This is a genomic window from Novosphingobium sp., from assembly GCF_040398825.1.
GTDB lineage: Bacteria > Pseudomonadota > Alphaproteobacteria > Sphingomonadales > Sphingomonadaceae > Novosphingobium.
Map to the genome: position 1 here is coordinate 18,832 of NZ_JBBATI010000029.1, position 14,043 is coordinate 32,874.

The 14,043-nt window shown below is 64.5% G+C and carries 12 protein-coding genes and 1 riboswitch; of the genes, 10 read left to right on the forward strand and 2 right to left on the reverse strand.

Features of this window, described 5'->3' with window-relative positions; all coding sequences use genetic code 11:
- Nucleotides 1-20: 20 nt before the first annotated feature.
- Nucleotides 21-131, reverse strand: a riboswitch (TPP riboswitch).
- Nucleotides 132-371: 240 nt separating this feature from the next.
- From ABWP89_RS13830 to ABWP89_RS13875, 10 genes are all read left to right on the forward strand, one after another.
- On the forward strand, nt 372-1,553 hold the full coding sequence (locus ABWP89_RS13830) for a winged helix-turn-helix domain-containing protein (RefSeq protein ID WP_353229989.1): 1,182 nt from the start codon (nt 372-374) through the stop codon (nt 1,551-1,553).
- Nucleotides 1,554-1,678: 125 nt separating this feature from the next.
- Nucleotides 1,679-2,533: an SDR family NAD(P)-dependent oxidoreductase gene (locus tag ABWP89_RS13835; protein ID WP_353229991.1), complete on the forward strand. Its 855-nt coding sequence runs from the start codon at nt 1,679-1,681 to the stop codon at nt 2,531-2,533.
- Between the two features lie 85 nt (nt 2,534-2,618).
- Nucleotides 2,619-3,764: an acyl-CoA dehydrogenase family protein gene (locus ABWP89_RS13840; RefSeq protein ID WP_353229992.1), complete on the forward strand. Its 1,146-nt coding sequence runs from the start codon at nt 2,619-2,621 to the stop codon at nt 3,762-3,764.
- Between the two features lie 14 nt (nt 3,765-3,778).
- Nucleotides 3,779-4,744 (forward strand): acyl-CoA dehydrogenase family protein, encoded by a 966-nt coding sequence (locus ABWP89_RS13845; RefSeq protein WP_353229993.1) that lies wholly within the window; start codon nt 3,779-3,781, stop codon nt 4,742-4,744.
- A gap of 359 nt (nt 4,745-5,103) precedes the next feature.
- On the forward strand, nt 5,104-5,793 hold the full coding sequence (locus tag ABWP89_RS13850) for a hypothetical protein (protein ID WP_353229994.1): 690 nt from the start codon (nt 5,104-5,106) through the stop codon (nt 5,791-5,793).
- Between the two features lie 73 nt (nt 5,794-5,866).
- Nucleotides 5,867-6,247: a hypothetical protein gene (locus tag ABWP89_RS13855; RefSeq protein ID WP_353229996.1), complete on the forward strand. Its 381-nt coding sequence runs from the start codon at nt 5,867-5,869 to the stop codon at nt 6,245-6,247.
- Nucleotides 6,248-6,313: 66 nt separating this feature from the next.
- On the forward strand, nt 6,314-7,555 hold the full coding sequence (locus ABWP89_RS13860) for a TolC family protein (protein WP_353230030.1): 1,242 nt from the start codon (nt 6,314-6,316) through the stop codon (nt 7,553-7,555).
- Complete coding sequence (locus tag ABWP89_RS13865; protein WP_353229997.1) at nt 7,545-8,792, forward strand: efflux RND transporter periplasmic adaptor subunit; 1,248 nt, start codon at nt 7,545-7,547, stop codon at nt 8,790-8,792. The genes ABWP89_RS13860 and ABWP89_RS13865 overlap by 11 nt, the downstream gene beginning before the upstream one ends.
- Nucleotides 8,789-11,938, forward strand: coding sequence for an efflux RND transporter permease subunit (locus tag ABWP89_RS13870; RefSeq protein ID WP_353229998.1), 3,150 nt, complete (start codon nt 8,789-8,791; stop codon nt 11,936-11,938). The genes ABWP89_RS13865 and ABWP89_RS13870 overlap by 4 nt, the downstream gene beginning before the upstream one ends.
- Nucleotides 11,935-12,303, forward strand: a complete 369-nt coding sequence (locus ABWP89_RS13875; protein WP_353229999.1) for a copper-binding protein — start codon at nt 11,935-11,937, stop codon at nt 12,301-12,303. Before ABWP89_RS13870 ends, ABWP89_RS13875 begins: the two co-directional genes overlap by 4 nt.
- Nucleotides 12,304-12,450: 147 nt before the next feature.
- On the opposite strand, the gene ABWP89_RS13880 is transcribed toward ABWP89_RS13875, so the two are convergent.
- Nucleotides 12,451-13,212 (reverse strand): SDR family oxidoreductase, encoded by a 762-nt coding sequence (locus tag ABWP89_RS13880; protein WP_353230000.1) that lies wholly within the window; start codon nt 13,210-13,212, stop codon nt 12,451-12,453.
- 76 nt (nt 13,213-13,288) lie between these two features.
- Nucleotides 13,289-14,041 carry a molybdopterin-dependent oxidoreductase gene (locus ABWP89_RS13885; protein ID WP_353230002.1) on the reverse strand — a complete coding sequence of 251 codons (753 nt, stop codon included), beginning with the start codon at nt 14,039-14,041 and terminating at the stop codon, nt 13,289-13,291.
- Between the last annotated feature and the right edge of the window lie 2 nt (nt 14,042-14,043).

Consider the following 14,043-nt stretch of genomic DNA (forward strand, 5'->3'; position numbering starts at 1 on the left):
GACAACGAACCAGCCTGTTGAAGACCAGCCGCCAGCCCTCCCTACGCCGGTATCAACCGGATCAGGTTCAGCGGGTCGTGGTCTGCTGACCACCTCTCAGCCGCGCGTCAGCGGCCCCCCGGGGTGCGACCGTCGGGTAGTCGGTTAAGGGCAGAATGGGAAGTGGTATTGCGTGCATGGGGCGGGATTGCCCCGCCATTAAACCCATTTATCCAATTATTCCATATGGATAAAATTTTGATTGATGGTCAAACCGCTGCCACGCGCAGGTGTTGCACGGCATCGAACGTCTGCGCGAACCGGGCCGGGATCGTCCTGGCCAGAGTTATGCCGCTTGACCCGGGCGACGGGTATTTCCATGCCGTCAAGCGATGACCATTCAGCAGCTGGAATTGTCCGCCGCGCGACGGACTGCGCTTCATGCGCAGGGTTTCGGGGCGAAACGCCCGGCGTCTGCGGGGACGTCGCCGCTGTTGCGCAACCTCGCCCGGCTGCATCTGCACCAGATCGACAGCGTCAACGTTCTTTCACGCGCGCACTACCTGCCGGCATTTTCGCGCCTGGGCAGCTATGACCGTGCCGATCTTGACCGCCTGGCGTGGGGGACAAAGCGCCAGCGCAAGCTGTTCGAATACTGGGCGCATGAAGCATCGCTGCTGCCGTTCGATATGTATCCGCTGCTGCGCTGGCGGATGGCGCAGGCCGATCTTGGCCAGGCCGGCTGGACCGGGCTGCAGGTCTATGCGACCGAGCGGCGGGCAGAGGCGATGGCCCTGCTCGATCGGATCAAAACAGACGGTCCACTGGCCGCATCGGAATTTGCATCACACACCCGCCAGTCGGGATGGTGGGAATGGAGCGATACCAAACGTGCGCTGGAATGGCTGTTCTGGGCCGGTCACATTACCACGGCCACCCGTCGCGGCAGCTTTGAACGGGTCTATGATTTGCCCGAACGCGTGATCCCATCGGCCGTGCTGAACGCCGTGACGCCCCGCGATGATGAGGCGCATCGCGCCCTGATCGAACGCGCGGCCCGCGCGCATGGCATCGCCACCTCGGCCGAATTGCGCGACTATTTTCGTCAGCCGCTGCAGGCAGCAAAATCGGCCATCGAAAGCCTGGCCGAAGATGGCGTGCTGATGCCTGTGCATGTGCATGGCTGGGGCCATGCCTGGCTGCACCGCGATGCACAGACCCCGCGCCGGATCAGCGCACAGGCCCTGCTGGCGCCGTTCGATCCGCTGATCTGGCAGCGCGATCGCACGGAACGCCTGCACGGCTTTCGCTATCGCATAGAGATCTATGTGCCGGCCCACAAACGCGTGCACGGCTATTATGTCCTGCCGTTCCTGCTGGGCGAACGGCTGGTCGGGCGTGTCGATCTGAAGGCCGACCGGCAAAATGCCCGCCTGCTGGTACGATCGGCCCATTTCGAACCCGATGCCCCCGGCCATGCCCGCGATGCCTTGCACGCGGAACTGGCCACCATGGCGCAATGGTTGGGGCTCGACCATGGCGTGCAGCAAGTCAGCAGCATCGTGGCGCCGTGAATGCGTTTGTCTGCCATCAACGCTGCGCACCCGGGCAACGCGGCCGTTCCCTGGATTGACTTGGGCCCGGTGATGCCGCCACATTGCTGAAGGCAGTGTTTGCCCCATAACGAAAGACCAGACGAATGGCACATGATGTCGACGTGTTCGGGGGCGGTGTGGCCGTCGTGACCGGGGCCGGATCGGGCATAGGCGCTGGCCTCGCCCGGCGGGCGGGCGCGCTGGGCATGACGGTGGTGGTGACCGATGTGAACGCGGCCACGGCGCAGGCAACGGTCGATGCGATTGTTGCCGCGGGCGGCACGGCAGAGGCGATCACGGTCGATGTGTCCCGCCCCGAAGAACTCGACCGCCTGGCCGAAACGGTGTTTGACCGCCACGGCGCGGTTCGCCTGCTGATCAACAATGCCGGGATCGAAACCGTCGGCTACACCTGGGAAGTGCCTGCGGCGCGCTGGGAAGCCACGCTGAACATCAATCTGCATGGCGTGATCCATGGCGTGCGGGCGTTTGTGCCGCGCATGATTGCCAGCGGACAGGAAGCGTGGATTGGCAACCTGTCGTCGGTCGGGGCGTTTGGCCAGATGCCGGCGCAGACCGCCTATACCGTCACCAAACATGCGGTACAGGCATTCAGCGAATGCCTGTACCTGGAAATGGAGCTGAAAGCGCTGCCGATCCATGTCTCCGCGATCGTGCCGGGGCTGATCCGCACCAATATCTTCAACCCCGAAGGCGGCGAAGGCGAACCCGGCCAATCGCAGGGCCATCGCCAGGCGATGTTTGCGATGATGCGCGATCATGGCATGGACCTGGATCACGGCTGCCGGCTGTTTCTGCAACAGATGGCCGAAAACCGGTTCTGGGTGCACAGCCATCCCGACATGAGCGCGCAGATCATTGGCGGGCGAGTGAAATTCCTGGCCGAACAGACCCCGCCGATGATGCCCGATCTGGCGCGTCAGATCGCGGTTGACTGATCGGCTGCAACACCAAAATGCAGGATTGCGTGTGGGGCGGGACGCGGCCAAGGGTCTGCGGCGATGACGGGATGAGGACGGGATCGTGTTTGACACGCTGACATTGGCGCAATTGCCGCCGGCCGATGAAGACTTGCGCGCCGTGGTGCGCGATCTGGTCGCGCGCCATGTGGCCGCCCGGCCGCTCGACCAGCGGGCGCGGTCGTGGCAGGGGTTCGATGCCGGGTTCAGCCGCGCGCTGGGTGCGGCCGGGCTGCTCGGCCTGACGCTGCCACGCGCCTATGGCGGCCATGAACGCGGGCCGTTTGCGCGGTTCGTGGTGGTGGAAGAACTGCTGTGCGCCGGCGCGCCGGTGGCCGCGCACTGGATTGCCGACCGGCAATCCGCGCCGCTGATCCTGCGCTATGGCACAGAGGCGCAGCGACAGATGTATATCCCGCGCATCTGCCGGGGTGAACTGCTGTTCTGCATCGGCATGAGCGAGCCGGGATCGGGGTCAGACCTGGCCAGCGTGCGCACCCGCGCCGATCGCACCGATGCTGGTTGGGTGGTCAATGGCCAGAAGATCTGGACCACCAATTCGCTGCATTCCGACTATATGATCGCGCTGGTGCGCACATCGGGCGCGCCGACGGACCGGCAGGCCGGGCTGTCGCAGGTGATCATCGATCTGAAGGCGCCCGGCGTCACCATCCGGCCGATCGTCGATCTGACCGGCGATGCACATTTTGCCGAAGTGTTCTTTGACAATGTCGCGCTGGGTGCCGATGCGCTGGTCGGCCAGGAGGGCGAAGGCTGGCAACAAGTCGCCGCCGAACTGGCGTTTGAACGGTCGGGGCCGGAACGCATTTATTCCAGCGTGGTGCTGCTCGATGCCTGGGTACGGCATCTGCAGGCGGCCGGACGCACGGACAGTGCCGCGCTGGTGGGACGGCTGACCGCCGAATTGGCCACGCTGCGCGCGATGTCGATTGCCTGCACCGCGCGGCTGGCAGCCGGCGAAAGCCCGGTGGTGGAGGCCAGCATTGTCAAGGATCGCGGCACCGGTTTCGAACAGGAACTGCCACTGGTGATCGGTGATGATCTGGCCACGCACCCCGATGAACCGGTCAGTGCCGAACTTTACGCCACGCTGATGTATGTCACGCATGTCGCGCCCAGCTTTTCGCTGCGTGGCGGTACGCGCGAAATCCTGCGCGGGATTATCGCGCGCGGCATGGGTTTGCGGTGAGCGGGGAAATGACGATGGCGGACATGGACCTGCTCGACCCGTTCGTGCGCATGCTGGATGATGTGGCCGGCGCCGATGCTGTGCGCGCGCTGGAGGCGGGCGGATCGACCCGGCCCATTTGGCAGGCGTTTGCGGATTCGGGCTATCTGGATGCGCTGGTGGCAGAGGATGCCGGTGGGGCCGGGCTTGCCCTGGCTGACCTTGTGCCGCTGGTCGCGGCGCTGGGCGCGCACGCACTGCCCGTGCCGGTGGCGGAAACCATGGTCGCGCGCGCGTTGCTGGCCGGTGCCGGGATCGCTGCGCCCGATGGGCCGATCGTGCTGGTGAGCTCGCTGGCACAGCCGGTGCCGGCGGCGCTGCTGGCCGATCATGCGCTGGTGGACATGGGTGAGGCACTGGTGTTGAGCCCGATTGCCGCGCTCATGCCGCAGCCGACCGGCGTGCACGGGTCACTGGCGGCGTTGCTGTCGGGCACGCCGCAGGGGCCAGTGCTGGCGCGACCGGTGGGTGGATTGCGGCCGATCGCTGCGGTGCTGCGCGCGCTGCTGATCGCCGGTGCGGTCGCGCGGCTGACCGACATGGCATGCGCCTATGCCAACGACCGCGTGCAATTCGGCAAACCGATCGGGCGTCAGCAAGCGCTGCAGCAGATGCTGGCGGTGATGGCAGAGGATATGGTCGCCTGCCGCATCGCCGCACAACTGGGCGCATCACGCTGGCCGCAAGTGCCGGTCGCGCTGGCCGCCACTGCCAAGATCACCACCTCTGCCGCCGCCACCCGGATCGCCGCCAGCGCGCACGCCGTGCACGGCGCGATCGGGATCAGCGAAGCATATGATCTGCAACTGCTCACCCGGCGGCTGCACGAATGGCGGCTGGCTGATGGGTCCGAAGGGTATTGGGCCGGCGTGCTCGGCACCGCGCGGCTGGATCATGGTGCGTCTACAGTCGATTGGGTGCGCGCCGCGATCTTTGCCTGACGGGCACGTGCGCTGGATTGATCGCAGCACCCTGCCCGGTCGTGCGCCGCGTCCGGTGCCTGGTCTGTCGGGCTGCGGCAGACGGGCTGTTTGCCCAGTTGGCGAAAGACCCGGTCATGGTCTGCGCGGCCAATGGCCGGCCCACTTTTTTCGCATTCACGTTACGCATCAGGCAGATAGGCGGCGACTGAATTTATGGTATGCGTCAAATGAGCATTGTGTGTTTACGCATTGCTTGTGATCGGGCACTTACCAGGTCTTGCTGCCACAACGGCGCGCTGCTATTCCGTTGAGCATAGATCGCCGCGCGCGAAGTGCCCGATACAGTGCCCAATGCCTGGATGAGAGGGTTTATCACAATGGCGACGTCAGCCCCCGATCGCACCAGCCCGGTCTCTGACACCAGCCTGTCGCTGGGCCACCTGGCATTGCACTATGCCACACCAGAGGATGGGCCGCTGGCAGCACGGCTGTTGCAGGTGATGGGCCTTGTCGAAACGCAAGTGCTGCCGCTGCGCAATGGCAACTTTTATCGCTTTGTCGCCAACCGCAACCATTTCGCGCGCGGCGATGGCATCATTTATCTGTCGTGCCTGCCCGAACCGCAGGCGCGCCTGATCGCGGCAATCCACCGCGCGTTGCACGTCGGTACCGATCAGGAGGATGAAGCGGTCAAAGACTATCGGACCATGATGGCGCAGGATTTCGAAGCCAGTTTTCACCTTGGCCTGCTCGTCCCCTCGCTCGACGAAATCGAAGCGCTCGTGCTGGTGCTGCGCGACCTCGAAGCGAATGATCCTGTTTTCACGGGGCGGCTGAAAATCGGCATCAACCGCGCCCGGCGCGGCGATGCCGAAATCGATGCGCGGCTCGATCGCTCACCCGTGTTCGGCAGTGCCACCCGCTATGCCTATGGCACCGCCGGCGTTCAGGTGTTTGTCGAAACCGATCTTGTGCGCAGCGGACAACTGGGCGAGTCCATGATTTTCGAATTCGATTACATCTTCCCGGATCGGGCTAGCCATATCCTCTCTGTGGTCGAGCTTTGAAACAGCGTCATAAGGCGACGGCTGCTTTCGCGTCCGAATTGACTTTTGCGATGCCAGGCTCCAACCTTGGGTCATGCTGACATTGTTCGCCCGTCATCTGCTTGTGCTGGGGGTCCTGCTGGGATTGGCCAGCCAGGGGATTGCGCGCGAAACAGCACCCTGCCGGGAAATGGCGCAAGCCGGGATGGCCGCGATACACGGCGTGGCAGGCATGACCGATATGCCCGGCTGTGCCGAGATGCGACATGCTGGCAATGGCAAAATGCCAGGCAAGGCCACCGCGCTGTGCTGTATCGCGATGGCGAACTGTTCCGTCGCTATCGCAACTGACGCGGGGCCGCCACTCGGTGCCTCAATCCAGCCACCTTTGCTGGCGGCAAGCTGGCCCGCGATGCGGGTTTTGCACGGGCGGAAGATCGCTCCGGACCCAGACCCGCCTTCATTTCCTGCCTGAATTCCACATGCAGCGCCGGTGAAGCCGGCGGCTGCTTGTTGCCAAATTCAGTCAAGGGATTTTGCGATGAAAGTGTTCTGGTTGGCCGCATGCGCGGTCACCGTCCCGTTCGGGACGACGGCCGTGCTGGCCGAGCCGCTGACGTTTGACACCGCGCTGAGACTCGCGGCAGAGGCGCCCAGCGTGCTGGGGCGCGATGCCGGGATTGCGGCGGCGCGGTCCTCCGCAATCGCGGCAGACCAGCTCCCCGACCCGACCATTGGTCTGGAGCTCAAGGACTTTCCCGTCACCGGGCCAGACGCCGGCCGCCTCAACCGCGACAATTTCACCATGACGAGCATCGGCGTGAGCCAGCAATTCACCAATCCGGCAAAGCGGCATGCGCGCGCGGCGATGGCGGCCGCGGGCGTCACCATCGCAGAGGCAGACAAGCTTATCGAGTTGCGCGCCGTTCGCCTGGAAACAGCGCTGGCGTGGATCGACCTCTATTACGGCCAGAAACGCCTGGCCCTGTTGCAGTCACTGGATGCCGGGCTTGACGATCTGCAAACGACGGTCAGCGCGCGCCTTGCTTCGGGCAGCGCACGCCCCAGTCAGGCACTTGAACCCGCGCAACTGCGCGCCCAGGTGGCCGATCGCCGTGCGGGGCTGGTTGCCGACCTTGCCCGGGCAAAGACCAAACTGATCCGGTTTACCGGCGACAAGGACGTGCTGACGGCAGGCGAACCGCCGCTGCCTGTCATCGATGAAGCGGGGCTGCGGTCATCACTGGCGGCTGTCCCCATGCTGCGTGCCCGCGACGCCGCCACACTTTCGGCCGATGCCCAGGCGCAACTGGCGCGCGCCGACAAACACCCGGACTGGACCGTCAACGCATCCTATGGCCGCCGTGAGCCGAACTATGGCGATCTTGTCACAGTCGGCGTCACCATTGACCTTCCGCTGTTCGCGAAGCGCCGTCAGAACCCGAAAATCGCGGCTGCACTGAGCGAGGCCGATCGAACGCGGTTCGACCGTGAGGCAGCGGAACGCGAATGGGCCGCCGCGCTGGAGGCCGATTTGGCCGATCACGCCATGCACCATCAACGCCTCGAAAACGCCCGCAAGACGCTGGCGCCGCTCGCCAGACAGCGCGCGATGCTCGACCGCGAAAGCTATGCAGCGGGCAAGACCGATCTCGGGGCCGCGCTGCTGGCAACGCTCTCCGTGGCCGAGGCCGAAGTCGACCTGCTGAACCGTGAAGCAGAAGTCGCGCGCGACGCCATCCGGATCAACATCACTTATGCAGGCACAACCGATGGGCTTTGACGCAACACCAGCGGCGCGCTTGCGCGCGGCAGCCCTGATCGCCGTTCTGCTGGCGGGGGGCGGCGGCTATTGGCTCGGAGCCGGGCACGGGACCGTGCAGCCGGCAACCGGTGCCGCCAGTCCTGCGGGGCCCGCCAGCAAGGCGCTTTACTACTACGATCCGATGTTCCCGGACCAGAAGTTCGACAAGCCCGGCAAATCGCCGTTCATGGATATGCAGCTGCTACCCAAATATGCCGATGGCGGTGGCGCTGGCGGAGCAGCGCCGGGCGTGACGATCGATCCGTCGGCCCGGCAGAACCTGGGCATTCGCACAGCGCCGGCAAAGATCGGAGCATTGGCGGCGAGCATTGTCGTTACCGGCAGCATCGATTTCAACCAGCGCGATGTGGCCAATATTCAGGCGCGTTCGGGCGGGTTTGTGCAGCGGACATATGGCCGGGCGCCAGGTGACGTGATCCAGGCCGGAGCGCCGATTGCCGATATTCAGCTGCCCGAATGGGGCGGCGCGCAGACCGAGTTCCTGTCGGTCAAACGCCTGGCCAATCCCGCGCTCACCGCTGCCGCGCGCCAGCGCCTGCGATTGCTGGGGATGTCGGAAAACGTGATTGCGGGCGTCGAGCGCACCGGGCGAACGGGGGGAACAATCACAGTGACCAGCCCGATTGGCGGGGTTATCCAAACGCTCGATGCGCGCGCCGGGGTAACGCTCGCCACCGGGCAGACGCTGGCCCAGGTGACGGGCCTTGGCACGGTCTGGTTGAATGCCGCCGTGCCAGAAGCCCAGGCCGGGCTGGTCCGTGTGGGGCAGAATGCGACCGCCACGCTGACCGCGTTTCCAGCCGAGACTTTCGCAGGCCGGGTCATCGCCATTTTGCCAACAACAGCGGCCGACAGCCGAACTCTGACCGTGCGGATCGAACTCGCCAATCGCGGCGGCCGATTGCGGCCCGGCATGTTTGCCAGCGTCAGCCTTGGCGGTGACGCGAAATCCGCGCTGCTTATCCCCAGCGAAGCCGTAATCCGCACCGGCACGCGCGCCATCGTGATGCTGGCATCCCGGGATGGACGCTATCATCCCGCCGAAATCCGCACGGGACGCGCAAGCGGCGGACAGACCGAAATCCTGCAGGGGCTGAGCGAGGGCGAACAGGTCGTTTTGTCCGGCCAGTTCCTGATCGATTCAGAAGCCAGCCTTACCGGCATCGCCATCCGCCCGCTTGGCGCGTCCCAATGATCCGGGCCATCATCCGGGCCTCGGTAAGGGCGCGCGCACTGGTGGTCGCCGCCGCCCTGGTGCTGATGGTCATCGGGATTGGTGCGGTGCAGACCACACCGGTCGATGCGCTGCCCGATCTGTCCGACGTGCAGGTGATTATCCGGACGACCTACCCGGGCCAGGCCCCGCAGATCGTCGAGAACCAGGTGACCTATCCGCTCACCACCACCATGCTCTCGGTCCCGGGTGCACGGGTGGTGCGCGGCTACTCGTTCGTCGGCGACAGTTTCGTCTATGTGTTGTTCGAGGATGGCACCGATCTGTATTGGGCGCGCAGCCGCGTGCTGGAATATCTCAGCCAGGTACAGGGTCGTTTGCCCGCTGGTGCCACCGCCTCGCTCGGGCCTGATGCCACGGGCGTCGGGTGGATCTATGAATATGCGCTGGTCGACAAGACCGGGCGGCATGACCTTGCGCAGCTGCGCAGCATTCAGGACTGGTTCCTGCGCTATGAGCTGAAGGCTGTGCCCGGCGTTGCCGAGGTCGCCAGCATTGGCGGGATGGTCAAGCAATATCAGGTCGTTGTCGATCCTCAGAAACTGGCGTCCTACGGCGTGACGGCCAGTGACGTTGGCGATGCTCTGCGGCGCGCCAACCAGGAAGCCGGCGGCGGCGTCATCGAGATGGCAGAGGCCGAATATGTGGTCCGCGCGGCAGGCTATTTGAAGACACTGGAGGATTTTCGGGCCGTACCGCTCAAGAGCGCGGGCGGGATCCCGGTCACCCTGGGCGATGTCGCAACTGTACAGATCGGCCCCGACATGCGGCGCGGGATAGCCGAACTTAACGGCCAGGGCGAAGTGGCGGGCGGCGTCATCGTCATGCGCCAGGGCAAGAACGCGCGCGAGGTCATCGCCGGCGTGCGCGCCAAGCTGGCCGAGCTGAGGGCGAGCCTGCCGCCCGGTGTCGAGATTGTCCCGACGTACGACCGGTCGGGACTGATCGACCGGGCGGTGGAAAACCTGACCGGCAAGCTGTTCGAGGAATTTGCCATCGTCGCGCTCGTCTGTGCGCTGTTCCTGTGGCATGTCCGTTCGGCGCTGGTCGCGGTTCTGACGCTGCCGCTGGGCATTCTGCTCGCCTTCATCGTCATGCGCGTGCAGGGCCTGAACGCGAACATCCTGTCGCTGGGCGGGATTGCCATCGCCATCGGCGCGATGGTCGATGCCGCGGTGGTGATGATCGAAAACGCGCACAAGCACCTCGAACGCTGGGCGCACGATCATCCGGACGGTGTGCTCAAGGGGCCGGAACGGTGGGACGTGATTACCGGCGCCGCCGCCGAAGTCGGCCCGGCGCTGTTCCTCAGCCTGCTGATCATCACGTTCTCGTTCATTCCGATCTTTTCATTGCAGGGCCAGGAAGGACGGCTGTTTGCCCCGCTCGCGTTTACCAAGACTTATGCGATGGCCGGTGCGGCGCTGTTGTCGATCACGCTGGTGCCCGTCCTGATGGGCTGGCTGATCCGCGGGCGGATACCGGCCGAACAAAGCAATCCCGTCAACCGCTGGCTGACGCGCGCCTACCGGCTCGCGCTCGATTGGGTCATGGCAAAGCCCAAACAGGCATTGCTGGTCGCGGGTCTTGTTTTTGCATCGGGTATCTGGCCGATCAGCCAGACCGGCGGCGAGTTCATGCCGCAAATGAACGAAGGCGATCTGCTGTATATGCCGTCGGCCCTGCCCGGCATCTCGTCGGCCAAGGCTGCGCTGCTGCTGCAGCAAACCGACCGCCTGATCAAAACCATTCCCGAGGTTGAAAGCGTGTTTGGCAAGGCCGGGCGCGCCGATACCGCCACCGATCCTGCCCCGCTCGAAATGTTCGAAACGACGATCCGCTTCAAACCCCGCAGCGAATGGCGCGCCGGGATGACGCAGGACAAGCTGGTCGATGAACTGGACAGGACGGTGAAAGTGCCCGGCCTGGCCAATTTCTGGATTCCACCGATTCGCAACCGCATCGACATGCTGGCAACCGGCATAAAGAGCCCGATCGGCATCAAGGTGTCGGGCGCAAACCTGGACGAAATCGATCGCACGGCACGCCAGATCGAGGCCGTGGCCAAGACCGTGCCGGGGATCAGTTCGGCACTGGCCGAACGCCTTTCTGGCGGGCGCTATATCGATATCCAGATCAACCGGGCCGCTGCCGCGCGCTATGGTCTGAATGTGGCCGACGTCCAGTCGGTCGTATCGGGTGCCATCGGCGGTGAGGCTGTGGGTCAGACCGTTGAAGGACTGGCGCGCTATCCGATCAGCGTGCGCTATCCGCGCGAATTGCGCGACGGCACCGACAAGATCGCGAACCTGCCGGTTCTGACACCATCACGCCAGCAGATCACGCTGGGCACGGTCGCCGATGTCCGCATCACCAGTGGTCCGCCGATGCTTCGCAGCGAAAATGGCCGCCCGGCGACCTGGGTCTATGTGGATGGAAGAGGTCGTCCGCTGACCGACATCGTGCGCGACCTGCAACGCGCCGTGGCCGAAAACGTGCAACTGCCCCCGGGCATCAGCATTGCCTATACCGGGCAGTTCGAGTTCCTGCAGCGCGCGACCGAACGGCTGAAAATCGTGATCCCGGCAACGCTGCTGATCATCTTTGCGCTGCTTTACGCAACCTTTCGCCGCTGGGATGAAGCCGCGCTGATCATGGCGACCCTGCCGTTCGCACTGACGGGCGGTGTCTGGCTGCTCTACCTGCTGGGCTACAACCAATCGGTTGCCACCGGCGTGGGATTTATCGCGCTGGCCGGGGTATCCGCCGAATTCGGCGTGGTAATGCTGATCTATCTGAAACACGCGCTGGCCGATCGCCCCCCCGATCCGGATGAGACCCAGGTGGCCGATGCGGTGCGCGAAGGCGCGCTGCTGCGCGTCAGGCCAAAGGCGATGACCGTCGCGGTCATCCTTGCCGGCCTGATCCCGATCCTTATCGGCACCGGCACCGGGTCCGAAGTGATGAGCCGGATCGCAGCGCCGATGGTCGGCGGGATGATCACCGCTCCGCTGCTTTCGATGCTGATCATGCCGGCCGCGTATCTTTTGATGCGCAGACCCAGGCACCGCCCTGCCCCTCAACACCCGCATGGAGAACCAGAATGACCAGAACCACCGCAACCATCGTTGTAACCCTGCTTGCCGCATCGCTGGCTGCTTGCAGCAAGCCTGCCGAAACGCCGCAGAGCGCCAGCCCCCAGACTTTGCCTGACACGCCGATGCCCGGCATGTCGATGCCAGCGCAACCAAGGACCGGGCACGCCACCGGCGTTGTCACCGCCATCGATACGGCGGCCGGCAAGATCACGCTCGATCACGGCCCAGTGGCAGAATTGCAGTGGCCCGCCATGAAAATGGCATTCGGCGCGACGGCAAAGCTGCTGAACGGCATCGCGGTCGGCGACACAGTGGCGTTCAAGTTCACGGTGACCGGCACGTCCGCCGAGATCACCGAGATCAGCAAGCAATAAGACCGGCCGGCGACCAAAGCACCCGCCTGCGCGTTCACCGCAGGCGGGTGCTTTCAGCCCGATACGAACGTGCCGCCGCCCATCGCATAGACCCGGCAGGGGCGTTATCCTCGCTCCGGGCAATCGAGGCGAGCGATACTGCCGTGGTCAGACGACGACCCCGCCGTCGATAACCATGGTCTGACCAGTCATGAAACTCGATGCATCAGACGCGAGGTACACAGCGGCACCCGCAATCTCGTGCGGTTCGCCGATGCGGCCGAGGCAGGCGTTCGACGTCGAATGCTTCAAATTCTCCGGATTTTCCCATAGCCCGCGGGCGAAATCGGTTTTGACCAGGCCGGGGGCAATGCAGTTGATCCGCACATTCGCAGGACCCAATTCGCGGGCGAGATTTCTGCACATCGCAATATCGGCTGCCTTGGTAATGCCATAGGCGCCGATGATCGGGGTGCCGCGCAGGCCGCCGATCGACGAAATGATGATGATCGATCCGGCTTTGCGCGCGATCATGTCGGGCGCGACCATCTGGATCAGCCAATGTTGTGCGACGATATTGTTGTCGAGCGTTTTGCGGAACTGTTCGTCGGTAATCGTGGCCATCGGGCCATAATGCGGGTTCGATGCGGCATTGCACACCAGCACGTCGATTGTGCCAAACGCCGCCCGGCCCGCGTCGATCATCGCCTGCAGCGATTCCTTTGACGATAGCGATGATGATACCGCGATGGCCGCGCCTGGATGCCGGGCATTGATCGCCGCAGCGACGCTTTCGCACGGGGCCAGATTGCGGCCGGTGATGACGACCCTGGCGCCGTGATCCGCCATTTCGTGGGCTATGGCCTCACCAATCCCGCGCGATGATCCCGTGATCACCGCGACCTTGCCGGTCATGTCGAACAGACTCATGCGCTTGTATCCTCTGCCAGGGTATCGATTTGGGGCACGGGTCCGTCGCCTGCTGACCGGGCGACAGCCGTGAGGGTCAGATCCCCGCGAACCAGCTGTAACCGGCGGCGATGTTGCCATTTTTGCCGCCGTCGTCGAAATGTTCGGTCACCACGATGCGGCGGAGGAATTTCACGCTTTTGTAGCCAAGCTGGGTTTCCACGCGCACGCGCAGCGGGGCGCCGTGACCATGCGGCAGGTGGGCGCCATTCATGCCATAGGCCAGGATCGTTTGCGGATGCAGCACATCGAACATGTCGATGCTGTCCTGATAGGCGTCGAATGTCTCGAACTTGACGAAGCGGGCCGAGGGCTTGATCCCTGCATGTTCCAGCACCGCGCGCAGCGGGACCCCGGTCCATTCGCTGATCGCGGACCACCCTTCCTCGCACGTGTGGCGGGTGATCTGGGTGCGCGCTTTGAACCGCATCAGCGCATCGAGCGAATAACGGCCCGGGCGGGCCACCGCGCCCGCCACTTCAATCGACCAGTCCTTGAAATCATTGGCGGCCAATTGCGCCCACAGCGGCCCGCCGCCGGGATTGAACCCGGGTTCGTGATCGTTGCCGGGATTGACCGTACCCACCCCGATGGTCGAGGTGATGTCGCCCCGGTCATATTCGCGCGCCAGCACCCCGCGCGGGATCAGCAGGCGTTGCGCGTTATAGGTGAACCAGTCCCCCATGCGCAGGACATTGCCATAGGTCGGCGGATTTTCGGAACAGCCGCCAAGCAGCAGGCCACTGCCCGCAGCCATCCCGGCCAGAACGGTGCGCCGGCTCATATCCATTG